The 20,305-nt window shown below is 58.5% G+C and carries 26 protein-coding genes; 21 read left to right on the plus strand and 5 right to left on the minus strand.

Features of this window, described 5'->3' with window-relative positions; translation table 11 throughout:
• Positions 1 to 57 precede the first annotated feature (57 nt).
• The 3 genes from AC1DON_RS17595 to AC1DON_RS17605 all read right to left on the minus strand — a co-directional run bounded on the left by AC1DON_RS17595 (position 58) and on the right by AC1DON_RS17605 (position 4,105).
• A complete protein-coding gene (locus AC1DON_RS17595; RefSeq protein WP_476936120.1) occupies positions 58 to 2,832 on the minus strand; it encodes a PAS domain-containing protein in 2,775 nt (924 codons plus the stop codon).
• Positions 2,833 to 3,083: 251 nt separating this feature from the next.
• Positions 3,084 to 3,899 carry a hypothetical protein gene (locus AC1DON_RS17600; protein ID WP_476936121.1) on the minus strand — a complete coding sequence of 272 codons (816 nt, stop codon included), beginning with the start codon at positions 3,897 to 3,899 and terminating at the stop codon, positions 3,084 to 3,086.
• A gap of 11 nt (positions 3,900 to 3,910) precedes the next feature.
• A complete protein-coding gene (locus tag AC1DON_RS17605; protein WP_476936122.1) occupies positions 3,911 to 4,105 on the minus strand; it encodes a hypothetical protein in 195 nt (64 codons plus the stop codon).
• A 46-nt stretch (positions 4,106 to 4,151) separates the two neighbouring features.
• On the opposite strand from AC1DON_RS17605, the gene AC1DON_RS17610 reads away from it, so the two are divergent.
• The 14 genes from AC1DON_RS17610 (at position 4,152) to AC1DON_RS17675 (ending at position 13,155) form a co-directional block, all read left to right on the plus strand.
• A complete protein-coding gene (locus tag AC1DON_RS17610) occupies positions 4,152 to 5,057 on the plus strand; it encodes a TIM barrel protein (RefSeq protein WP_476936123.1) in 906 nt (301 codons plus the stop codon).
• Positions 5,058 to 5,144: 87 nt separating this feature from the next.
• On the plus strand, positions 5,145 to 5,426 hold the full coding sequence (locus AC1DON_RS17615) for a hypothetical protein (RefSeq protein WP_476936124.1): 282 nt from the start codon (positions 5,145 to 5,147) through the stop codon (positions 5,424 to 5,426).
• A gap of 118 nt (positions 5,427 to 5,544) precedes the next feature.
• Positions 5,545 to 6,837, plus strand: coding sequence for a tyrosine-type recombinase/integrase (locus tag AC1DON_RS17620; protein ID WP_476936125.1), 1,293 nt, complete (start codon positions 5,545 to 5,547; stop codon positions 6,835 to 6,837).
• Positions 6,837 to 8,333: a hypothetical protein gene (locus tag AC1DON_RS17625; protein ID WP_476936126.1), complete on the plus strand. Its 1,497-nt coding sequence runs from the start codon at positions 6,837 to 6,839 to the stop codon at positions 8,331 to 8,333. Before AC1DON_RS17620 ends, AC1DON_RS17625 begins: the two co-directional genes overlap by 1 nt.
• 115 nt (positions 8,334 to 8,448) lie before the next feature.
• On the plus strand, positions 8,449 to 8,715 hold the full coding sequence (locus AC1DON_RS17630) for a hypothetical protein (RefSeq protein WP_476936127.1): 267 nt from the start codon (positions 8,449 to 8,451) through the stop codon (positions 8,713 to 8,715).
• Entirely contained in the window at positions 8,715 to 9,152 is a 438-nt protein-coding gene (locus AC1DON_RS17635; RefSeq protein ID WP_476936128.1) for a hypothetical protein, read from the plus strand. Before AC1DON_RS17630 ends, AC1DON_RS17635 begins: the two co-directional genes overlap by 1 nt.
• Before the next feature lie 11 nt (positions 9,153 to 9,163).
• The gene (locus AC1DON_RS17640) at positions 9,164 to 9,328 is read left to right on the plus strand and encodes a hypothetical protein (RefSeq protein ID WP_476936129.1); all 165 of its coding nucleotides are present in this window, start codon (positions 9,164 to 9,166) and stop codon (positions 9,326 to 9,328) included.
• Positions 9,325 to 9,600 carry a PC4/YdbC family ssDNA-binding protein gene (locus tag AC1DON_RS17645; protein ID WP_476936130.1) on the plus strand — a complete coding sequence of 92 codons (276 nt, stop codon included), beginning with the start codon at positions 9,325 to 9,327 and terminating at the stop codon, positions 9,598 to 9,600. The genes AC1DON_RS17640 and AC1DON_RS17645 overlap by 4 nt, the downstream gene beginning before the upstream one ends.
• Positions 9,600 to 10,274, plus strand: a complete 675-nt coding sequence (locus AC1DON_RS17650) for a DUF1376 domain-containing protein (protein WP_476936131.1) — start codon at positions 9,600 to 9,602, stop codon at positions 10,272 to 10,274. Before AC1DON_RS17645 ends, AC1DON_RS17650 begins: the two co-directional genes overlap by 1 nt.
• Positions 10,275 to 10,453: 179 nt before the next feature.
• Positions 10,454 to 11,428 carry a DUF7146 domain-containing protein gene (locus AC1DON_RS17655; protein ID WP_476936132.1) on the plus strand — a complete coding sequence of 325 codons (975 nt, stop codon included), beginning with the start codon at positions 10,454 to 10,456 and terminating at the stop codon, positions 11,426 to 11,428.
• Positions 11,425 to 11,658 carry a hypothetical protein gene (locus AC1DON_RS17660; RefSeq protein ID WP_476936133.1) on the plus strand — a complete coding sequence of 78 codons (234 nt, stop codon included), beginning with the start codon at positions 11,425 to 11,427 and terminating at the stop codon, positions 11,656 to 11,658. Before AC1DON_RS17655 ends, AC1DON_RS17660 begins: the two co-directional genes overlap by 4 nt.
• Entirely contained in the window at positions 11,655 to 12,104 is a 450-nt protein-coding gene (locus AC1DON_RS17665; protein ID WP_476936134.1) for a hypothetical protein, read from the plus strand. Before AC1DON_RS17660 ends, AC1DON_RS17665 begins: the two co-directional genes overlap by 4 nt.
• Positions 12,105 to 12,127: 23 nt before the next feature.
• Positions 12,128 to 12,448 (plus strand): hypothetical protein, encoded by a 321-nt coding sequence (locus AC1DON_RS17670; RefSeq protein ID WP_476936135.1) that lies wholly within the window; start codon positions 12,128 to 12,130, stop codon positions 12,446 to 12,448.
• Between the two features lie 59 nt (positions 12,449 to 12,507).
• A complete protein-coding gene (locus AC1DON_RS17675; RefSeq protein ID WP_476936136.1) occupies positions 12,508 to 13,155 on the plus strand; it encodes a hypothetical protein in 648 nt (215 codons plus the stop codon).
• On the opposite strand, the gene AC1DON_RS17680 is transcribed toward AC1DON_RS17675, so the two are convergent.
• Positions 13,152 to 13,325: a hypothetical protein gene (locus tag AC1DON_RS17680; RefSeq protein ID WP_476936137.1), complete on the minus strand. Its 174-nt coding sequence runs from the start codon at positions 13,323 to 13,325 to the stop codon at positions 13,152 to 13,154. The two genes, AC1DON_RS17675 and AC1DON_RS17680, sit on opposite strands and share 4 nt — an antisense overlap.
• A 219-nt stretch (positions 13,326 to 13,544) precedes the next feature.
• Positions 13,545 to 13,748, minus strand: coding sequence for a helix-turn-helix domain-containing protein (locus AC1DON_RS17685; RefSeq protein ID WP_476936138.1), 204 nt, complete (start codon positions 13,746 to 13,748; stop codon positions 13,545 to 13,547).
• 307 nt (positions 13,749 to 14,055) lie between these two features.
• Here AC1DON_RS17685 and AC1DON_RS17690 point away from each other — a divergent pair, with 307 nt between their 5' ends.
• The 7 genes from AC1DON_RS17690 to AC1DON_RS17720 all read left to right on the plus strand — a co-directional run bounded on the left by AC1DON_RS17690 (position 14,056) and on the right by AC1DON_RS17720 (position 20,302).
• Positions 14,056 to 14,457, plus strand: a complete 402-nt coding sequence (locus AC1DON_RS17690) for a hypothetical protein (protein ID WP_476936139.1) — start codon at positions 14,056 to 14,058, stop codon at positions 14,455 to 14,457.
• Positions 14,458 to 14,534: 77 nt separating this feature from the next.
• The gene (locus AC1DON_RS17695) at positions 14,535 to 14,825 is read left to right on the plus strand and encodes a hypothetical protein (protein ID WP_476936140.1); all 291 of its coding nucleotides are present in this window, start codon (positions 14,535 to 14,537) and stop codon (positions 14,823 to 14,825) included.
• A 1-nt stretch (position 14,826) separates the two neighbouring features.
• The gene (locus AC1DON_RS17700) at positions 14,827 to 15,408 is read left to right on the plus strand and encodes a terminase small subunit (RefSeq protein ID WP_476936141.1); all 582 of its coding nucleotides are present in this window, start codon (positions 14,827 to 14,829) and stop codon (positions 15,406 to 15,408) included.
• The gene (locus AC1DON_RS17705) at positions 15,395 to 16,921 is read left to right on the plus strand and encodes a terminase large subunit (protein ID WP_476936142.1); all 1,527 of its coding nucleotides are present in this window, start codon (positions 15,395 to 15,397) and stop codon (positions 16,919 to 16,921) included. Before AC1DON_RS17700 ends, AC1DON_RS17705 begins: the two co-directional genes overlap by 14 nt.
• Positions 16,921 to 19,038: a portal protein gene (locus tag AC1DON_RS17710; protein WP_476936143.1), complete on the plus strand. Its 2,118-nt coding sequence runs from the start codon at positions 16,921 to 16,923 to the stop codon at positions 19,036 to 19,038. Before AC1DON_RS17705 ends, AC1DON_RS17710 begins: the two co-directional genes overlap by 1 nt.
• The gene (locus AC1DON_RS17715) at positions 19,038 to 19,337 is read left to right on the plus strand and encodes a hypothetical protein (RefSeq protein ID WP_476936144.1); all 300 of its coding nucleotides are present in this window, start codon (positions 19,038 to 19,040) and stop codon (positions 19,335 to 19,337) included. Before AC1DON_RS17710 ends, AC1DON_RS17715 begins: the two co-directional genes overlap by 1 nt.
• Entirely contained in the window at positions 19,337 to 20,302 is a 966-nt protein-coding gene (locus tag AC1DON_RS17720) for a hypothetical protein (protein ID WP_476936145.1), read from the plus strand. Before AC1DON_RS17715 ends, AC1DON_RS17720 begins: the two co-directional genes overlap by 1 nt.
• Positions 20,303 to 20,305: the final 3 nt, after the last annotated feature.

Consider the following 20,305-nt stretch of genomic DNA (forward strand, 5'->3'; position numbering starts at 1 on the left):
GCGAAGGTGGTGGGGTATATTACTTTGCAAACCCTGGCAAAAGCCAGAGGAAGGCGCTTAATAATCTTCCGACTGGAAGGCCTGCAATTGCCGCGTCAGGCGTTCGCCGCGCTTGCCGGCGGCCAGGGCAGCCTCCGACAGCTTCTTGATCTGCTCGTTGTCGGCGTGGCGGCTCATGACGTCGAGGGCGCCGTTGATGACCCCCAGCATCTGGGCGAAGTCCTGGGCCACATCGCCGGTCAGGCGGCCGACCGTCTCGAACCGGCGTGCATTCGAAAGCGCCGTCGACAACTGCTCGACCTTACCCTGCGCTTCGCTCTGCTGGGCCGTGGCCTGTGCCAGGCTGGCCTGAAGCTCGGTCTGTTGCGCCAGCGACTGGGTCAGATTGGCCTGAAGCTCCGCTTGCTGCGCCAGGGACTGATTGAGGCTGGCCTGCAGGTCATCAAGACGCTTTGTCAGTGCGTCGATATGGACGGTGGGCGGTGGCGGAACGGCGGCTAGCCTGGCCTGGGCATCGTCATAGGCAGCCTGCCACTTGCGCGTTTCGAACTCGGCGGAAGCGACCTTTTCTTCCCATTCGCGTGTGTCCGGCTTGGGTGGCGGCGCCGAGGCCAGGGCTTCGATCCTGGCGGTCAGCACATCGCTGTGCAGGCGGGCACTTTCCAGTTCACCGTTGAGGCGCTCGATCTGGGCGTCGCGCTCGTCCTTGGCCTCGACCAGCTTGGGCGCCAGCAGGATGTCGGACAATTGCACCTGAAGCTCGTTGCGCGCCGCGTCGGTGGTCTGCAACCGGGCTTCCAGCTCCGCGATGCGCGTTTCTAAGGCCGAGGTATCGGCGACCGGAGCGGGTCGGGCTTCAAGCGCGGCGATCTGCTGCTGCAGGGTGCCGTGATAAGCCGAGGTCTCGGCCAGTTCGGCGTGCAGGGCCTCCAGCCGCGTCTTGAGCGTAGCATTTTCCTCGACCGTCGCCGGGTCAGGCTCGCGCACCACGACAGGCTCAGGGGCTTCGGGTTCCGGGCGCGCCTTCAGGGCGGCGATTTCCTGTTGCAGCGCGCCGTGATGGTCGGCGGCTTCGACCACCTGGACCTGCAGGGCTTCCAGCTTGGCTTTAAGCGCTGCGTTTTCTTCACTATCGCCTTGAAGCTGCGGCGTTTCCGGTTCGGGGCGCGCCTTCAACATTTCGATCTCCTGCTGCAACGTTCCCTGCTGGGTGGCAGCATCGGCCAACTCAGCCTGCAGCGTTTCCAGCCTTGCTTTCAGTGCTGCGTTTTCTTCGATGACCGCCCGGTCGGCCTGGACCACGGGCGCGGACGCGTCGTTCCAGCCATAGGTTCCGGGCTGCTCACTGCTCACGACTTCGAGCTTTGCCTCATATTCCTTGCGCGCGGTTTCCAGCGCTTCCTGGCGCGCGGCTTCGACGTCGGCGACCGTCAGGCCGGTGACGGGCTGGATAACGACATCGGCAGCAGTCACCTGAGCCTTGAGCGAGGTCGAGTCGAAGGCGACGCCATAGATCTGGCGTTCACCGGCTTCGGTGATTTCGGCCTGGCCGCGCATGGTGATCCAGCGCACCTGGCCCTTGTCGATGACGCGGATATCCAGGCCAAGCGCATCGCTCTTGCCGCTCAGCAGGTCGGCGAAGGCGGTGTCTGCGCGCGCCTGGTCATCGTCTGAAATCAAGGTCGGGCCACCGGCATATTCGCGGCCGATCAGACGGCGCATGCCTTCGTCCTCGACAATGGTCTCGGCTTCGCGGTCGTACTGCCAAACGCCTATCCCTAAGGACGCCAGCGCGACCTCGGCATTGCGCAGGTCTTCCAGTTCCTGTGCGTCGTCGTCGGTGAGTTCCGCGGCAGGCTTGAAGGCCATGGGAGTCTCCTCTGCGGCCAAAGCCGGGCTTTCAGGGGTGGGCCAGGCTTCTGATCTGGGCATTGCCATGACCGTAATACCGTGTTCGCCGCCTTCGTGCGTATGCACGGCCCAGGCGCTGACGATCATGACGCGTTCGCCCTCGGCGCCCTTGAGCGTCAGCGGGACCGTTTTTTCATTGTGTGGCGACGTCTCGTCCTGAGCCTCACCGAGGAAGTTGATGGCGTTCTGGAAATCGGCGTCGCTGACGCAGATGTGCGTCCATGTCTTGCCCAGCACGTCCTCACGCTTGGCGTCGAAGGCGTCGAGCGCGGCATTGTTGACGTCGACGATCTGGCCCTTGGCGTCCAGGCCCCAGAAGGGCAGGGCGGCGGCGGTGAACCAGTGGCCGCGCCACAGCCCTGTCAGGTCGTCCACGCCTTCGCCGGCATTGCTTTCCAGTTCGACCATGGCCGAGGTTGAGCCGATCACCTCACCATTGCCGTTCATGATCGGCATGGAGGTGACGCTGACCAGAACCTTTTCGTGGCTGCCGTGGTTGACGATCAGGTGCTGGAAGCCCTTGACGGTCTGGCCGCGCAGAGTACGCGCGATCGGCAGCATGTCGGCGGGGACGACGCGGCCGTCGGGAAAGGTGATGCCCCAGGTCGCCGAATGGAAACGCAGGCCGATCAGCTCATTGTCCTTGCGGCCGAGAAGCGTGTGGGCGGCGCGGTTTGCAAAGGTAAACTTGCCCGAGGCATCGGTTTCTACCAGGGCGACCGGGACGGCGTTCAAAACGTTGAACATGCGCCGTTCCAGGGTGTCGATCTTGCGTTCGGCCTTGAAAAGCAGTTCCTGGAACTGTTTGACCTGCATGGACTTGAGGGTCGCCAGCACGCCTGCGCCGATCGACAGGGCCAGGAGGACCACGGCGACGATGCCAAGGACCAAAATCAGATCTTGCTCACTGGTCAACAACATACGCGCTTATCAATCCCTGGCTGGGCCGGTTCTCGGCGGATGAAGCGCCGGTGATGCAATTCGCGACACATTTTCACCCTGTGGACGGTTGCTAGCAAAAACCGTACCCGAAGAGAGTTGCAAGGTAATTATCTTACATCACAAATGTTTAAGCGCAGAAAACCGCCCTGAGGCGGTTGGTTTTCAGTCTTTGAGAAATTGGGACGCCTTGCCCCTCTCTCCTGTGACGGAAAGAGGGACCTGGTTCGGCGTTAATGCTTGTCGCGCAAGCGGCCGCCGAGGGCAGCAGCGACGCTGGCGATAAAGGCGCCGATCAGCAGCGACAGGCTAAGGCCAAAATGCAGGGCGACCATGGCCTTGCGCGCCTTTTCAGCGGCTTCAGCCGCTTCTTTCTTAGCGGTTTCAGCGCGCGTAATCGTGGCGTTGACGCGCGCCTCGGCCTCGGGTTGGGCAAGGCCGGTGCGTGCCACGACCTGCCGGACCAGGTAGGCGCGGTCGGCGGGCGTCACCGTGCCATCAGTCATCCCTTGGGCAATGATCCGGCCAGCTTCGGCGCTGGCGTCGCTCGATGGCGCTGTTGCGCCCCGGAACAGGCTCTCCGCGTTGTAGGCCAGGCGGTCGTTTTCGGCGGCGCCGGCTGCGACCGTCGATGCCGTTTGCAGGACGGTTCCGGCAGCGGAAATGTACAGGAAGGCGACGAGCAATGAGGCGATGGCCCACGACAGGAAACCGTGCGCGGTATCGCGGAAGAAGACCTCATCGCTGTGCAGGTCGGCCCATTTGACGCGCATCCGTCCTGCAAGGTAGCCGCCGACGCCGGACGCCAGCCACTGCGTGACAATCATCCAGATACCGACACCCGCGCCGATTTCGACGGCATCGCTGGCATCGGCGGTAAAGACCGAAAATGAGGCAAAGCCCAGCGCCGACCCGAGCGGAATAAGAATGAGCGTAATCGCAGCAGCGGCTGCGGCGCCACCGAGGATGGCTGCCCAGTGGATGCCGGAATGTGTGGATTCGTTGTTCGGCCGGTCGTGCCGACCCGTAGCTTCGAGAGGCGTGTCCATGTCAGCCCCCGTCAGCGGATCAGCGCGAGCAGGATGATAATGGGGATCGGCACCCCCAGAAGCCAAAGCAAAATACCTTTACCCATGACGTCCTCCTTGGTGTGATTGTCGGGGGAGCCAGAGCTAGGACGTTCGCCGTTTCCTTGAAATATGCGCTGCGCTGTCGAAATATAATGACGTGGTAAGATGAGGTTGCGCGCGGCCAAGTGCGGGGTTAGGCTCCGGCGAAATATCACACAATTGGAGGAACAGATGGACAAGGCGCAATTGACCCGCAGATCGGCCATGCTGGCGGCGGGCACCGTCATGGCGGCAACCGCGGCCCAGGCGGCGAAGCCCGCCAAGGTTGACAAGAAGGTCGATGTCAAGGCGACGTTGGCGCCCTATGCCTGTAATATCGATATGTGGTTCCGTCCGACGCCCTTCATCGAACGGTTTGCCCTGGCGGCGAAGTGCGGCTTTACGACCGTCGAATTCTGGCCGGCCCGGCGCGAAGACGGCGTCAACGCCCAGGCGATCCGCGCGGAACTGGACAAACACGGACTAAAGGTCTCGCAGTTTGCGCCAGGGGCACCGGCCTTTACCAGTCCGGCCAAGTACGGTGAACTGGACGCCATGATCAAGGACGCTATCGCCGACGCCAAGGTCATGGGCTGTTCTCAGATCACCTTGGTGGGCCACCACAACACGGATGGCATGTCGCGCGAAGACATGCTTGTCAGCTATACGGTCGGCCTGATGCGGATCGCACCGATGCTGGAAGATGCCGGTTTGATGGCGCTGGTCGAGCCGTTCAACCACGTCAATCATCTGAACTTCCTGCTCAATGGCTCACGGCCAACCGTGGCCATGTGCCGGGCGGTCAATTCACCGATGGTGAAGATCCAGTGGGACTTCTTCCATATGCAGCATGAGGAAGGCGACCTGATCAACAAGTTCAAGGCGGGAATCGACCAGGTCGGCTACGTCCAGCTTGGCGACGTTCCGGGCCGCAACCAGCCCGGCACGGGCGAGGTCAATCACGTCAACCTGCTCAAGGGCATCCGTGCGGCAGGTTACAAGGGCTTCCTCGGCCTCGAGTATAATCCGCTCAACGGCGACTATGAAAAGGCGACCAGGGACGCGGTGGAGCTGTCGCTGGCCGCAGGACTGGTCTGACGGTTTCTTGCTTTTTTGACCGGTCAACCCGGTCGAAACCTTAGCCACGCACTCCTATCGTTTCATCGAAGCGATAGGAGTTTTGCTATGACCATCAAGGATAATCCGCAGCAGAAAGAAACCGTCAATCGCGTGCAGGGCGTGGCAGGGCAGCCAGCGCCCACGCCAGATCCGAACCAACGTATCCTGGAAAAGAAGCCGGACGGACAATCGCCTGGTCGAAGAGGCGGAAAAGAAGAGAAAATAAAGGGAAAGATTGGAGCGGGCGAAGAGGATCGAACTCTCGACATCCACCTTGGCAAGGTGGCGCTACATCAATTGCGCGCAATTGCGGCAATTATCCCCACCCTGATTTTCCTTTGTATTTGAACGGTTTCCGCTTTGTGATACAAGGCGATCAATGCGGCGCAATTGAGCCGCTGTGATCTGCCTTGCTACCCTCTTGCTACCCTGCGGGGGGCTGGGTAGCAAACGAAGGGGGCTAGACGTGCCGAAGCTGAGTGGTCACCGGATATCCAAGGAATTTGTGGATGCGCTGACGTGTGACAAGGATCATGTATATTTTGATGCGCGTCTAACCGGGTTTGGCATCCGCACGAAGCCGAACGGGCGGAAAACCTACGTCATTCAATATCGCAATAGTGCCGGTCAGACCCGCAAGGTCCAAATAGGGCAGCACGGGGCTCTCACCGCTGAGGAAGCGCGCAAGAAGGCCAAGGTGCTTTTAGGCCGTGTTGCGGATGGCGAAGACCCCGCAGCGGAGAAGACCGAAGACCGCCTGGCCGAAACGGTCAAAGAACTTTGCGAGGCTTATATTGCGGCTGTCGAGCTGGGGATTAAGGACCCTCGGCGGGCTGTGATCCGTGGCAAGGGTGGAAGGCCGAAGAAGGCCTCAACGCTGGCCGAAGATAAGAGCCGCATCAACCGGCATATCATTCCGCTTCTCGGGAAAGAGAAGGTCCGGGATTTGAAGCCCAAGGACATATCCAAATTTCAGCATAACGTGACGGTCGGCAAGACCGCGACGACCGAAAAAGACGACAAGGTGAAGAAGCGCGGCAGTGTCCGTGTTGCCGGTGGTGCGGGGATCGCAAGCCGGACTGTCGGCCTGCTCGGCGGCATTCTAACCTACGCCATGTCACAAGGGATTATCGACGCAAACCCCTGTCGCGGCGTCAAGCGGCCACCTGACGGCAAGCGCAAAATCCGGCTCAACGCTGAACAGTACCGCGCCCTTGGTGAGGCTCTGCGCGCCGCTGAAGATGCCGGGGAGTCCTGGCAGGCTACAGATGCAATCTGGACCCTTGCCCTGACTGGCTGTCGTAAAAACGAGGTCATCAAGCTTCAGCCGCAAGAGGTCGATACAGATGGGAATGCCCTACGGCTGATCGACACGAAAGAGAACGAGAGCATCCGGCCATTGGGCCGCGCCGCCCTGCAAGTGCTGAAACGTAGGATTGGGAATGCCCCTTACGTCTTCAACAGTGAGCGGAACGCCGAACAGCCATATGGCGGGCTCCCCGGCGCCTGGACGCGGATCATGAAGCGCATACCCTCCAATGTAGTGATGCCTGCCTTAACCCTCCACGGCCTGCGCCATGCCTACGCGTCGTCGGCGGGCGATCTTGGTTACGGCATGCCAACCATAAAAGCGATGATCGGGCATGGCTCGGCGTCGAATGTCACTGAGGGCTACGTGCACCATTTGGACGAGGCCTTGATAGCGGCTGCTGACAGGGTTTCAGCGCATATTTTCAACATGATGAAGGGGGTAAAATAGTGAGCCAGGTCATAACAATAGAGGTTGGCAATCGAACATACAGCGCTCACACCGACATCATTCGCCTGAAGGATGGTCGCGACGTTTATGTTGCTCAAGGGCTTTTCTCTCATCATTTTGCCGTGTCCGCAGTACTGGAAGCGGATGAGATGGAGAGAGGCTTTCATGCGGCAGTCGCAAGTTACAAAGGTGAAGTACAGGAGGCAAATGTAAGTGAGGAAGATGCGCTAGCTGAGCGACAGCCGAGACTTACGCCTGAGCAACTGGCTATAATTGCTAAGCACCTCGGTCACGATTACCCTTTGGACTCCTATGTGACCTGCGTCATATTGAACGCGGAAAGTACGGACGCATTCATTTCAATGATCCAAGATCCTGATGGGCGGATCAACCAGATCGTCCATCGTTCCTTTCGCGCGCCAAATATAAAGGAGTCGATGAGGTTTGCGTTCGGCAATTATGACGCTGTGGGGCCGGACGACATGGGACGTGCTGTAACCCAATACGGGGCGGACGAAGAGCGTTTAGATATCAACCTTCTCGGCCTGTGGGTTGAGGACTTCAACGAATATTTCCAGTGGAAAAAGCTGTCTGAAGCTAAGACCTTTCCAGTAGTCGGAGAACTGCTGATTGCTGCCGATGATGTACGGTGGGGCGACTCAGAAACAATGAAGCCACAGACCGTTGGGCGCGCGACACTTGCCTACCTGAAGAGCGAATTTGCTGAACTGACGTTCACGGATGATGCGTGGTCAACCCTGTCGTCTCTTTATCTATATCCAACATGGGATGGGGAGGGTCGCGTTTCGTGGGCGATAGAAGATGAGGACGAAAAGCCAGTCAGCATTGAGGACTTCACTGCGCTCGCGGGTGATACCACAGCATTCAACGACCATCCCGACCATATAACTCTTATCGATCTGATCGAAGACGGTTTGCTCGATGTTCGCGGCAGGCCCGGCCATGCCTTGGCTGATCAGAAAGACTATAGTGACGACAATGATGTATTTTATAGCGGGGTAAGCATTCGGGAAGATGATAAAACCTTGCTTGTAGGCGATAGCGTCCTGTGGAATGTCGAAGTCAGGTTTAACCACCTCCTTCTCCCGGCCTATATGAAGTTCGCGGGTGATCGGTTTCCAACACCGATGACTGATGAGGATGTATCTGCGGTGTTGGCGGAAGCAGAACAGGCGCAAGAAGAACATCGCGCAAAGTCGCTAACCTCTCCGCCACCTGGCAGCGGCAAGCGTGAGAAATCGATGCCGGTTCATGTGCTGGAAAGTTATGTGGACAAGTATTTTTCTCAGAAGAAATTTTATCCTCGTTTAGAGAAAGACTTGGTCCCGTATTTCAGAAATCTCTACGACCGCGATGCGGTCCGAGACACCTTCAAGGAACTGCCTGCAAATAAGCGGCGGGGGCGTGGAAACCCTGGCACGAAACGCACAAAATCAGCGTCTTCGGGCTCCCCGCACTTACGCGTAATTAAATAGGCGAAAAAAGTTTAAATCGCTCTTTCGGCGTATTTGATTGGGTCTAGACGGCGTATTTTGAGCTGTGGTCTTCTTTTGTTCTCACGCTTCGGCGGTGATTTGCAAAGGAGACGACATGGACGCGAATGTTGAAACCGAGGTGCGGAAATGGCCCCGCCGCCTGCGCCGGGAACAGGCCTGCGAATATCTTGGCGAGGTTCATGGGGTCAGGCGAAAGCCCGCTACGCTCGCCGCTTATGCGGTGCGCGGGGGCGGACCCGTTTTCGTGCGTGACGGGATTTTTCCGTTGTATAGCCCGGAAAGTCTTGATGCTTGGGTTGAGTCGATCTTATCGCCTCCCCAAACATCGACCAGCGACAACGGTTGCGCGGGGGCTGCATAATGGGCGCCCCCAAAAACGGCAGAAAACCCGCCACTGATAATGACGGGTTTTCCAAAGGTTTTAATGATCACTGTGGTAGGGATCAAGAAGACCGTAACCCACGCTCGGACCATCCGCAAGGCCTTCCTGATCCTCGCTATCGACACAACGCTACAGGCGGCACGTCCGAAGCTGCGGCGCTGGTTGCTCGCAAGACCGCTGGCGGGATCGCTGCGAAAATCCTCGCCGTTATCAAAGACACTGGCCGTGCAATGTCGGCTGAAGACGTTCAGGCCGTACTAAAGCCTCTCGGCGTCATGTCGCCTGTCCAGACTTACCGGGCGCGCCTGACCGATTTAGCCCAAGCCGGTTACCTTCGTGACTCAGGCCAGCGTGGCAAGTCTGAGGCCGGTTGCGGAACTGTTCGATGGGAACTGGTTCCAGAGGCAAGCGCATGAGGGCGTTCCGCATGCGGTTCGCTACTGCACTTGAGATTGAAGCCACGCGCGATGCGGCGGCTGAAATCTTCCGCCAAGCTGACAGAGAAGAAAACCCCGAAGAACGCCGCCTGCTCAACAGGCGGGCGATGAACCACATTTTGAGTATGAGTGATCCGATGGAGCGTGACGCATGAGCAACGAAAATTCAGGCCTTCCGTTCAGCGTCGGCGCCGTCAAGAAAAACAGCCAAGAGGAAGTGCGGATAGCGATCAACGAGTTCAAGGGCCATGTGCTCCTTGACCTGCGCGTCTATGCTGAGTTCAGCGCTGCGAAGGTGCCGATGGCTACGCAGAAGGGCGTGAGCATCCGCGCCACGGCCATTCCCGACCTTATCGCGCTTCTACAGCGTGCGGAGGTCAAGGCGCGGGAGCTTGGTATTTTGGAAGCTGAGGAGGGCAATGCATAATGAGAGCCCCTCTTACTCCGCCTGACTGCGACCTCAGGGATTTTCATTACCTTCCATTAGAAGTGGACCGGCTGCTCAAGTCCGAGTTTCACAACGCCGCTTCTGATAGCGAGTGGCGGGCAGGTGTAACTTTGTTGCTTCAAGCTTGGCATCAGGTGCCCGCCGCAAGCCTGCCAAGCGATGAACGGCGCCTGGCCCGGCTTGCTGACCTGCGAGACGGTGAGAAGTCCTGGCCGAAGGTCCGCGAGCATGCCTTGCGTGGCTGGGAGCAATCGACCGATGGTCGGTTATATCATCCGATCCTTGCTGAAAGTGCGCTGAACTCATGGATCAGCAAGCTTACGCAGCGCATCAAGTCGGCGGCGGGGCACAAAAAACGCCACGGCGTTGACATCGATCGATCATTCTTGGACGCCCAAAAAGAACAGGCCGTGACCTACCTCAAGGCGCTCAACCCTCGATCCAAGGCGCTGACGAAGCTGCGGAAACAGGTCGATGATGAGGTTGCCACGGGCAGTGGCACAGGCAGTGCTAATAGCGATGCCACGTCTACTTATACTTCTCCTTCCCCTTACACTTCCCCTTATCCCTTCCGTAAGAAGGGAGTTAGTACTGTAGTAGGAGATCAGGCTAACAGCGGTGAGATAGATCCTGATTGGGAGGCTCGTCATTAGATGATTAGCCTAGCCAGTCAAATCAACAAGCAGGGCTACAAGCCAGCTCAAGCGCATAGGGTCAATGCCACTCCACCCGGAAGGCAAACCCCGGCTTGTCACAGTGACGCGTTACGTTACGCGTTACGTTACGATCATGAGGCGATTTCTCACGTGAGCTTTGATCGGGAGTGCTGCTGATGAAAAGCAACACTTCCATATCTGACCGATGCCAAGGTCAATGGTTCAGCATCCTGTCATCGCTCGGTGTGGCCGCATCCGTGCTGAACAAGAGAAATCAAGCTTGCCCGATGTGTGGCGGCAAAGACCGGTTCCGATGGACAAACCACGAGGAGCGCGGCGGCTACTTCTGCAATGGTTGCGGTCATGGTGACGGGTTTGATTTCGTCCAAGCCTACTTCAAGTTAGACTTCCGAGAAGCGGCGCAAAAGGTTGAAAGCGTCATAGGGTCGTCAATTCCAAATCGGCCCCCTCAACAGGCGCACGATAGCGGTCATGCGGCCATGCGTAGCCTTTGGAACAAGGGTCTGACCATCAGCGAAGATGATCCTGTTGGACGCTATCTCTCGCGGCGTCGGCTTCGCCTGTCCAGCTATCCAAGGTGCCTTCGCCACGTCGCAAGCCTTCGTCATGAGGATGGCGCGGCGCCTGGGATGATTGCGCAAGTCGTCGGGCCGGACGGTCGCGCCGCCAACATTCACCGGACCTGGCTGACATTGGACGGATGTAAAGCTGAGCTAGACCCGTGCCGAAAGTTGATGAAGGGCGGAATACCGGACGGAAGCGCTATTCGCCTTTTCGCTGCTGGCCCGGTTCTCGGCATAGCTGAAGGGATTGAAACGGCCATAGCGGCGCACATCAGATTTGGCGTGCCGGTGTGGGCTGTCATTTCAGAAGGGGGAATGCAGAAGTTTCGCCCGCCTGCTGGCGTCGAGCGGCTGATGATCTTTGGCGACAATGACCGGTCGCACGTGGGGCAGGCAGCGGCATACATTGCGGCTCGTGATGTTCTGCGGTGGGCCGAACGGCAAGCGCTGGAAATCGCGGTCACCGTCCACTTGCCGGAAACACCCGGCTCCGATTGGGCCGATGATATGCCGGAAATTCTGCGGAAATCTGCGATGATAGGCGACAAGGAGCGCTTGACCGCATGACAAATGACGTAATCGACCTGGGCCGCTTCCGGCCCTTCAAAGAGCCTGACGTGATCAAAGCCTTTGTGGAGCAAAACCCCGAATGGCACCCTCACCCGGTCTTGCCCCTAGCCGTCCAGTATGGGGAAAGCGGGCGGGCGCTGCTGTATGCGGCAAGGACAATGGATGGAAGCATCAAGGCCTTCGCGGCTTGGGGTGTCCGCTACAATGGCTTGAAAGGGATATCATGACAGAAGAAAAGCACCTGCTCTTCGGGATGAACGATGACGGCCAATATGTGCCGTTGTCCTCCCACGGCTCGCGACAAGAGGCTGAAGACGCTGCGCAATGTATGCAGCGCGGCGCTCAGATATTGGGGCCGGTGGCTGCATGTGTTCCCGTGCCGTGCGAGGAAACTGAGCGCGAACTGATTCAACTGCGGCTCTTCAAGCGTCAATTCTGCCGGGCGTTCCATATTGCCGACGACGCGGACTTTCAGACGGAAATTTTGAACGCGCCGCGCGCCTTTGCAGTCGAGTTGCAGCGTTGGCGGGACGGATCGGGCGTGCCGCTCACGCGTGCCGATATCGACATGATCGAAAGGTGGTACTTCGCACAAAAGGACCGCTGTGACGGCGTGCATGACACAGGGGACGATGACACGCTTATCGAGCGTCTGCGGAAAGGTGTGCAATGAGGATTGTTGACAGAAAAACTCTCATGACGATGCCGGCCGGGACGATCTATCAGCCCTATGAACCCTGCATAGGCGGCGATCTGTGCGTACTCGGCCCGTCTTTGGAATATGACTTCACCTATGCAACACTCACGGCGCCGGGATCGGTAAAGGCTACCGACACAGGGGAGTGGACGGAAAAGCTAGCGCAGGCTGAAGTGGGGCAATCCATACAGACCGAATTTGATATCTATGGCCGTGAAGGGCTATTCAATGACGCTGCGCAATATCTCGTTTGGGAGGCGACGGACCTTAAGGGCCTTATCGAGGTGTTGAGGCGCGGGCTGGAGGTATCGGAGGCCTAACAATCGGCGGGCGACCATAGCGCCCCCACCGGACCGAAATCGCGATGAGGGCGGAGTGCTTGGCGGCACTTGTATTTTCTCATGATTTGCGAGGTTCGACAATGGAACATTTGGAACAGGCTGGGGACGAAGAAGCTATCTTGCACGTAGCGGTGCGCAGGATCAGCAAGGAAGACCTGGGCGAGACCTACGACACGAAGGGCCGGGTTACTGGCACAAATAAGCGGGCGAGCGTCTTCGCGCTTTTGTCGCAGGGAAGGGCACCGGCCCTGAGCCGAAATCAGGCAGCACACGGACACGCCGTCCTAGAGCTGTATGCTCGATGCCAGGGCATCGCCGGTTCTGCAGAATATGAAGACGCGGGCTTTATCGACGGCGGCAAGCCTAGCAATGATGAGCTTGTAATGTCCGGCGCGGTTCGAGCGCGCAAGCGGATTGAACACCGCGACGAGTGGTCAGCCATAATGGCATACGTCGGCCCGCCGTCTGCGAGGCTTCTGGATGCACTGTGCCGCGATTATTGGGAGGGGGACGGAATGGTGGTCTTGGATCGAAACGGCAAGCTTGTGGCGCGCTGGCGTAATGCCCTGGCCGGGCTTGGCATCATCGACCGTGATAGGCAGTCGGAGCGGGTGGTGGTCGCCTGCGAAGCACTCGGTGATTATGCGGAGGAGAGGCGGCGGAGTCGAAGGACGCGGGCGGCTTAATCGACCCTGACGCCATTGCACAACACAAGCTCACCAGTCGGTGCAGCGATGCGCGTGATGACATAGCGATTTTCGATGTGGTCCCGGTTCGCCGCCAAGCTCTCCGTCTCGTCCACGAATATCGCATTGCCAGCATCGCGCACCGCTTGCCGAATTGAGGCGATCCGCATGGCCCGTCTGTAGGCCGTCCTGCATTGCTGTATCGACTGCATGACGAATCGTGACGGCAGAACGATAAACAGGCGATTCTACGGAAACGCCTGTTCTACAAATATTCCATAAGGGCCTGATTGACGCTGAGGGCAGAATAAGGCATAAAAGCTTCATGGCCCGCACTACGCGGCCAGACTGTTTGAGAAACCCGACGCATCCCCCCGCGTCGGGTTTTTTCATGGCTTCCAAGGCTCAAGGCCTGCGAATAGCGCGGCGATTGCCAGGCGCAGAAACGCAGGCGGTTCCGCCTTGTCGGTCTCCCAATTTTCGACATTCCGCCGGGATGTGCTCAACGCCTCGGCAAAGGCAACCTGTGACATGTTCAGCATGACACGGGCGGTCTTCAGTTCAGCGGCGCTTGGTGGCGTCATTTCTTGCATTTTAACCCCTATCCTGCTATCCCTAAGGAGCAAGGTGACCGGCCTAAACCGGCCACCCCGCTCTCTAGATCAAGTTCCGCAGGTGCCGGAGGCTGAGGCTCAATTCAAACCTCCAGCCCTTGCGGGACTTTCTAAAAAGAAGCTGGAACCTTATCATGGTTCATCTCCTTCTTAGGGTTACCGGTCGTAACTGACCGGCAAGTATTGTGTACCACTAATATGGTGGTGCCGCAACAGGAAAAGCAAGAAATATAAGGTTTTTCGGCTCGCTTCGGCGGGCTTTTTTGTTGCCCGAAAGGCTCCCTTCATGGCTACGCAAAACCAAAAGGTCCTCGCCAAGCACGGCGCGGAAAAGAACGTCTTTGTCAAAGAGGTCACTGTCACGATGACTGACGGCGTTGCTGTCGCCGGGACGTATGACTTGCCGCAAGGCTCCTATGTCCGCGACATTCAGCTTGAAACGCCGGTCACGATCCCCGGCACGCCGACCACGATCAATTTCCGCCTCGGCTCCGCCGCCTCTGGTCAGCAATATGTGGCCGATGTCGATGTGAAGACACAGGGCGTCACCAGCCTCACCATCGTCTACGCTGGCCGCAACCCCGGCATCACCAATTACTTCACGTTCACCGCCACGGGCGGCACTGCGGCGTCTCAAGACGGCAGCTTTATCATCCGCGTGTTCTACGCGCCGCCCGTCCTGGGCTGATCATTCGTCGTGCAGGGGTCGCGTGATGCCTGAGGGCAAAGCGCTGCTCACCGGATGGCCTGAGGGCCGGAGGAAAGATGACAATTACCAGTGTTGCAGAGCGTCCAGAGATCGACGCTCCAAAGTTTCGCCGGGTTGCTGAGTTTGTCTATGAGGTCGCAAACCCTCACCAGCTCGCAGGCCGGATGTCACAAGATATCGGCATAGGGCAGAACAACGTCGCCAAATGGCTGAGCGGCGATTTCAATCCCCCGGCTGACGTAGTTGAAAACCTCGTCGGCAAGGCTACGGCCAAGCTCGGGAAGCTTGACACGGCAATTGCATCACTGGAAGGCTCGTTGAATGCCTTCTCCGGTGTAGGTGCCTGAGATGTCCGAATTGACCGGCAAGCAAGCCCGCTTCGTTGAGGAGTACCTTGTAGACCTGAACGCCACGCAGGCGGCTATCAGGGCCGGTTACAGCGCAAGGACGGCAAGACAGATAGGCGAGGAGAACTTGTCAAAACCTGTCATTGCCGAGGCTGTAGCGGAAGCGCAGCGGGAACGGTCGCAGCGCACGAACATCACGCAAGACCGCGTGCTTGCTGAACTGGCGAAGATCGGCTTCGCGAACCTGTCGGACGTGACGAAGTGGGGGCAAAAAGAAGTTGCCTTCGGGTACACTGAAGACGGCAAGCGGCTGGCCGCTGAAGACATAGGGGACGCGGTAAAGGTTGAATATGTCCTGGCCCCTTTCGTTGAGCCGGTGAATTGCGATCAACTGGCCCCTGACCTTCAGGCGGCGGTGTCAGAAGTGAAGCTTGGCCGGGAAGGGTTCTCGATCAAGATGCATGACAAGCTCGGCGCTCTCGAAAAGCTTGGGCGCCACCTGGGTATGTTTACCGACAACGTGAACCTGAACGGCAGGCTCACCATTGATAAGGCGCTGGCGTCACTCGATGACGACGGCTGAACAGAAGGCGAAGCTGAAGCGTCTGCGGGATAACCTGACGCTCCACGCGAAGACCTGTCTGAAGATCAAGGCCAAAGACGGCAAGGCGTCGGCGTTCGTCCTGAATGAAGTTCAGGAATATGTTGACGGCAAGCTGAATGAGCAATTGGCGCTGACTGGCAAGGTCCGCGCGCTGATCCTAAAGGGTCGGCAACAGGGCATCTCTACCTATGTGGGGGCGCGCTACTATCACAAGGCGTCCATGCGCAAGGGCGTGTCGGTCTTCATCCTGACGCATGAGCAACAGGCAACAGACAACCTCTTTGCGATGGCAAAGCGGTACAACGACAACAACCCGATTGCGCCAAGCACGAAGAACGATAGCGCGAAAGAGTTGGCCTTCGGTGCTCTCGATAGCGGCTACGGCGTCGGCACTGCCGGTGCTAAGTCGGTCGGGCGGTCCAAGACTGTCACGCTATTCCACGGCTCTGAGGTGGCCTTCTGGCCGAACGCCAAGGGACACTTCGCCGGGGTGGTTCAGGCGGTGCCTGACCTGGCCGGAACTGAAATCATACTGGAAAGCACTGCCAACGGCGTAGGCGGTGAGTTTCATGAGCGCTGGCAACAAGCTGAGCGCGGCATAGGCGATTACATTGCGATCTTCATTCCGTGGTTCTGGTCGTCCGAGTACCGGCGCCCGGTTCCTGACGGCTTCAGGCTGTCGGAAGAGGAGCGGGACTATCAGACGCTTCATGACCTCGATGACGGTCAAATGGTCTGGCGCCGGGCGAAGATTGCGGAACTGAAAGACCCGCTGCTGTTCAAGCAGGAATATCCGGGGACGGCTGAAGAGGCGTTCCAGATGACCGGCCATGATAGCTTCATCAAGCCTGCGTCGGTCGTCCTGGCTCGCAAGGCTAAGCTGCAAGGCTATGGGCCGCTTGTCATCGGCGCTGATCCCGCGCGGTTCGGGGATGACCTGTTTGCCGTGGCATGGCGCCGGGGACGGAAGGTTGAGAAAGTCGAGAGCAAGCCAAAGTGCGACGTTGTAGAGGGCGCAACATGGCTCAAGGGCATCATTGACCGTGATCGACCGGCCCGCTTGTTTATCGATGTCGGCGGCGTCGGCGCTGGCGTTTACGACAATCTGAACGCTTGGGGCTACGGCGATAGGGTCATTCCTGTGAACTTCGGCGGCTCGCCTTACTTTACGCCTGATCCGCTGCCGGATGGCACCAAACAGCCATACGCGGCAAATCGCCGGGCTGAAATGTGGATGCTGTCTCGCGACTGGTTAGACGCGACTGGCGGCGCTGACATACCCGATATGGACCTGCTGCAAACGGATGCTTGCGGGCCTTCCTACAAATACGACGCGGACCAAGACGTGGTTCTCGAAAGCAAGGAGGCCATGCGCAAGCGCAAGGTGTCTTCGCCGGACTATTGGGACGCAATCGCCCTGACCTTTGCTGAACCGGTGGGCGATCAAGCATCGTCCATTCAAATCAACATGCCTTCATATGGTGCTGCATAGTGGCTAACTCTGAACTCTCCGACGAGCGCAAAGACGAGATACTCCGTCTAGCGCAGGCGGAGTGTGACCGCGCTATCGGCTTTGACAACATCAACGCCAGCGAATTGACCTCGCAACGTGAAAAGGCGCTGCAATACTTCAAGGGCGAAATGCCCGATCTGGTCATGGAGTTGGCTGGCCGGTCAAAGGTCGTTGATACCGCCGTGGCTGATGCCATTGAGACGGCATTGCCGGACCTGATCGATATTTTCACCGGTGGTGAGGATGTCGTTGCATTCCAGCCGGTGAACAAAGACGACGAGAACGCGGCCAATCAAGAGCAAGATTACCTGCGTCATGTCCTGTTCGACCGGAACAACGGTTGGATGGTCATTTACGAGGCCTTCAAAGATGCGCTGACCTGCAAAACCGGGGTGTTCTCCTGGCGGTGGGATGGAGAGTTTGAGCCGCAAGCCGATCAACATGAAAATGTGGGCCTGCCGGTGCTCATGCGCTGCGCACAGGAGGGCACGGTTGAGAACGTGGTGCCCGGCCCGGCTGATGAAGATGGCTTGCCTACGGTCTCGTTTGACTACACGCCGAAATATACCAAGGGCCGCATTGTCGTTGAGTCGATAGCCCCTGAAGATTTGGCCGTTGCTGCCGACACGAAGACCCTCGCCACGGCGACATATTGCGCCGTTCGTCAGCGCCCGCGCGCTCAAGACCTGATCTCTATGGGCTATGATCTCGAAACGGTCATGAGCCTGCCCGCCTGGAATAGTTCTGGAAACGCGGAAGGAACCGCGCGCGACACGGTTGCGGAGTCGGACGCTATCGGCTCGGCATCGGATCTTCTGCGGCAGGTCGAAATCTACCGCCATTATGTCCGCGTCTACAGTGAGGAAACTGGCCGGTACTGCCTGTATCAGTTGGTGACCGGAGGCCAGGCACATACGAACGTGCTGCTTGATATTGAGGAGGTGAGCCGCGTTCAATTGGCCGCGATCACGCCTTACATCAACCCGCATCGGTTCTACGGTGAAAGCGTCGCGGACAAGCTTCTGGAAATCCAGAAGATCAAAACATCCATGATGCGGGCCGCTCTCGATAGCGCCTATTTTGCGCTAAATCAGCGCAGTGAAATTGATATCAACGGCATCACGCCGGACACGATCAACGACTACCTGAACAATGAGCCGGGCAGGCCGGTTCGGGTGAAGCGGTCGGGAACGATTACGCCGCTCGGCAATGGCGCTTTGCCCTACAACCCGCTTGATTACCTCGAATTTTTCGAGACGCAGGGCGAGAAGCGGACTGGCATCGCCCGCAATGTGCAGGGCATAAATCCTGACACGCTACACGACACGAAGGGCGGGATGGAAATCCTTGCCAATAATGCACAGAAGCGCTTGCGTCTGATCGCGCGAACCTTCGCTGAGACCGGGTACAAAGACTTCCTTGTCAATCTGCACGCCACGATCCGCGAAAACGGCGCGTGCATGAAAGACACCGTGCGCCTTCGCAATGAGTGGGTCGATATCGATCCCTCCACCTGGCGCCAACGTGATGACATGATCATTCAGATCGGCGTCGGCGCTGGTGGCCGTGAGCATGACTTGATGGTCGGCGCGCAAATCGCGGTGATCCTTGAAAAGCTGGCCGCTGCGCAGACCATGCCGGATGGTCCCCTTGTGACGAAGAAGGGCCTTTACAGGGCTGCGGTAGACCAGATGCGCAAGCTCGGGGAAAAAGCTCCTGAGCAATACGTCAATGATCCCGATACCTACAAAGAGCCGGAAGCGACAGCGCCGCCGCCTGATGCTGCGGTGATGAAGGTGCAGGCCGATGCGGAAGCCAAGGCCCGTGAATTGGACTTGGAAGAGCAAAAAGCCAAGGACGCCTACGACCTGAAGTCTCGCCAGCTAGAGGAAGAGACCCGCCTGAAGGATCAGCAGATCGCGGCGGAAATCGAGCTTGAGCGATACAAGATCGACAAGGAATATGAACTGAAAGCCTACGAAATTCAAATGCGTGCCCTGGGCGATCACGGCACCCGAACGGGCGGCGGTGTGTCGTTGGGCTCTGACGGCGACGGCATAGACGCCAATGTGCAGTTCGGCGGAGGCATGGGCTGATGAATTGGAAATGGTGGGTAAAAGCCCCTTCTCCTGATCAGGATATCAGCGCGGAGCAGATGGAGCGCGCCGCTCGGGCAAAGTCAACGCTGCCGATCATGTACGAGGCATACGCTGAGGTTCGCGAAGCCCTGTTGGATCAAATCATCAAATCCGGCCCGGCTGATGATGCTGAGCGGGAATACTTTTACCACGCCGTCAAGGCGTTGGATGCGCTTGTGGCGAAGGTTGAGACCTATGCCGAGCAGGGGGACATGGCTGAGGCCATGAGAACCTTTAATGAGAAGGTGCGTAACTGATGAGTGAAGATCAGACGATGGCGGAAGCTTTGGCATTTGTCGAAGCAATGGACGGCCCTGCCCCTGATGAGGGCAAGCCAGCGGCACAGAAGGCCGCGCCCGCCGTCGAAACCGAAGAATTTGACGATGCCCCTGAGTTGGGCGCAGATGCCGAGGCAGACGCGCTTGAACCAGAGGATGACGACGACCAGGACCCCGAGGGTGTTTCTGCCGTCGATGCCCCCGAATGGTGGGACGCTGAAGCCAAGGCACATTTCGCGGACCTTACCCCTGAAGCTCAAGCTGTGGTGCGAGATCAGGAGAGTAAGCGGGAAGCGGTGGTGCAAAAGGTCAAAGCACAAGCTGCCGAAGTGGCCGCGCTTGCCAAGCAAGACGTGCACACCGCTAAGGCTCTCGCTGAAAGGCTGGCTGCGGCCTTGCCTGATCAGCGCCAACAGTTCGACGCCTATTATGGCGATATCGACTGGCAAGCATACGCCGATCAAGACCCCGGCGCCGCTCAAAAGGACTGGTTCGCCTATCAAGAGGGGCTGCGCTACTTCGACACGGCAGAGACCGCCAAGGCTGAGGCCGAAGCGCTCGCCCGTCAAAACTTCATGCGTGAGCAAGGGCAGCGTCTCCACGAGATTGCCCCCGAACTCGCCGGAAGTCCCGAAACAATCAAGGCGCTCGTTGAGTACCTTCCCAAGACTGGCTTACCGGCTGAGGCCATCATGCAAGCCAGCGCTGAGGAATTGGTCATTCTGAATGAAAGCCGACTGTACCGCGCGATGATGGCAAAGGCTGCGGCCAAGACCACGACGCCGCCACAGAAATCCACCGTGCCTGCACGTGTGCCGCCCCAAGGCGCGGCCCGAACGGCGCAACCCGCAAAGCAACGTGAGGCCCAGGCGCTTCACAATCGGCTGAGCCAAACCCGTGACAAAGACACGGCTGCGAAGCTGATCGACACGTTAGGATATTAGAAC

The organism is Asticcacaulis sp. P4_H10 (assembly GCF_056400965.1).

Excerpts from the sequence above, each read along its gene's own strand:
- AC1DON_RS17720 (WP_476936145.1), top strand. The coding sequence starts at position 19,337 with ATGAGTGAAGATCAGACGATGGCGGAAGCTTTGGCATTTGTCGAAGCA.
- AC1DON_RS17645 (WP_476936130.1), top strand. The coding sequence starts at position 9,325 with ATGAGCAACGAAAATTCAGGCCTTCCGTTCAGCGTCGGCGCCGTCAAG.
- AC1DON_RS17705 (WP_476936142.1), top strand. The coding sequence starts at position 15,395 with ATGACGACGGCTGAACAGAAGGCGAAGCTGAAGCGTCTGCGGGATAAC.
- AC1DON_RS17595 (WP_476936120.1), bottom strand. The coding sequence starts at position 2,832 with ATGTTGTTGACCAGTGAGCAAGATCTGATTTTGGTCCTTGGCATCGTC.
- AC1DON_RS17695 (WP_476936140.1), top strand. The coding sequence starts at position 14,535 with ATGACAATTACCAGTGTTGCAGAGCGTCCAGAGATCGACGCTCCAAAG.
- AC1DON_RS17660 (WP_476936133.1), top strand. The coding sequence starts at position 11,425 with ATGACAAATGACGTAATCGACCTGGGCCGCTTCCGGCCCTTCAAAGAG.
- AC1DON_RS17615 (WP_476936124.1), top strand. The coding sequence starts at position 5,145 with ATGACCATCAAGGATAATCCGCAGCAGAAAGAAACCGTCAATCGCGTG.
- AC1DON_RS17650 (WP_476936131.1), top strand. The coding sequence starts at position 9,600 with ATGAGAGCCCCTCTTACTCCGCCTGACTGCGACCTCAGGGATTTTCAT.
- AC1DON_RS17680 (WP_476936137.1), bottom strand. The coding sequence starts at position 13,325 with ATGCGGATCGCCTCAATTCGGCAAGCGGTGCGCGATGCTGGCAATGCG.
- AC1DON_RS17700 (WP_476936141.1), top strand. The coding sequence starts at position 14,827 with ATGTCCGAATTGACCGGCAAGCAAGCCCGCTTCGTTGAGGAGTACCTT.
- AC1DON_RS17690 (WP_476936139.1), top strand. The coding sequence starts at position 14,056 with ATGGCTACGCAAAACCAAAAGGTCCTCGCCAAGCACGGCGCGGAAAAG.
- AC1DON_RS17635 (WP_476936128.1), top strand. The coding sequence starts at position 8,715 with ATGGGCGCCCCCAAAAACGGCAGAAAACCCGCCACTGATAATGACGGG.
- AC1DON_RS17670 (WP_476936135.1), top strand. The coding sequence starts at position 12,128 with ATGACGATGCCGGCCGGGACGATCTATCAGCCCTATGAACCCTGCATA.
- AC1DON_RS17600 (WP_476936121.1), bottom strand. The coding sequence starts at position 3,899 with ATGGACACGCCTCTCGAAGCTACGGGTCGGCACGACCGGCCGAACAAC.
- AC1DON_RS17715 (WP_476936144.1), top strand. The coding sequence starts at position 19,038 with ATGAATTGGAAATGGTGGGTAAAAGCCCCTTCTCCTGATCAGGATATC.
- AC1DON_RS17610 (WP_476936123.1), top strand. The coding sequence starts at position 4,152 with ATGGACAAGGCGCAATTGACCCGCAGATCGGCCATGCTGGCGGCGGGC.
- AC1DON_RS17685 (WP_476936138.1), bottom strand. The coding sequence starts at position 13,748 with ATGCAAGAAATGACGCCACCAAGCGCCGCTGAACTGAAGACCGCCCGT.
- AC1DON_RS17630 (WP_476936127.1), top strand. The coding sequence starts at position 8,449 with ATGGACGCGAATGTTGAAACCGAGGTGCGGAAATGGCCCCGCCGCCTG.
- AC1DON_RS17640 (WP_476936129.1), top strand. The coding sequence starts at position 9,164 with ATGCGGTTCGCTACTGCACTTGAGATTGAAGCCACGCGCGATGCGGCG.
- AC1DON_RS17665 (WP_476936134.1), top strand. The coding sequence starts at position 11,655 with ATGACAGAAGAAAAGCACCTGCTCTTCGGGATGAACGATGACGGCCAA.
- AC1DON_RS17655 (WP_476936132.1), top strand. The coding sequence starts at position 10,454 with ATGAAAAGCAACACTTCCATATCTGACCGATGCCAAGGTCAATGGTTC.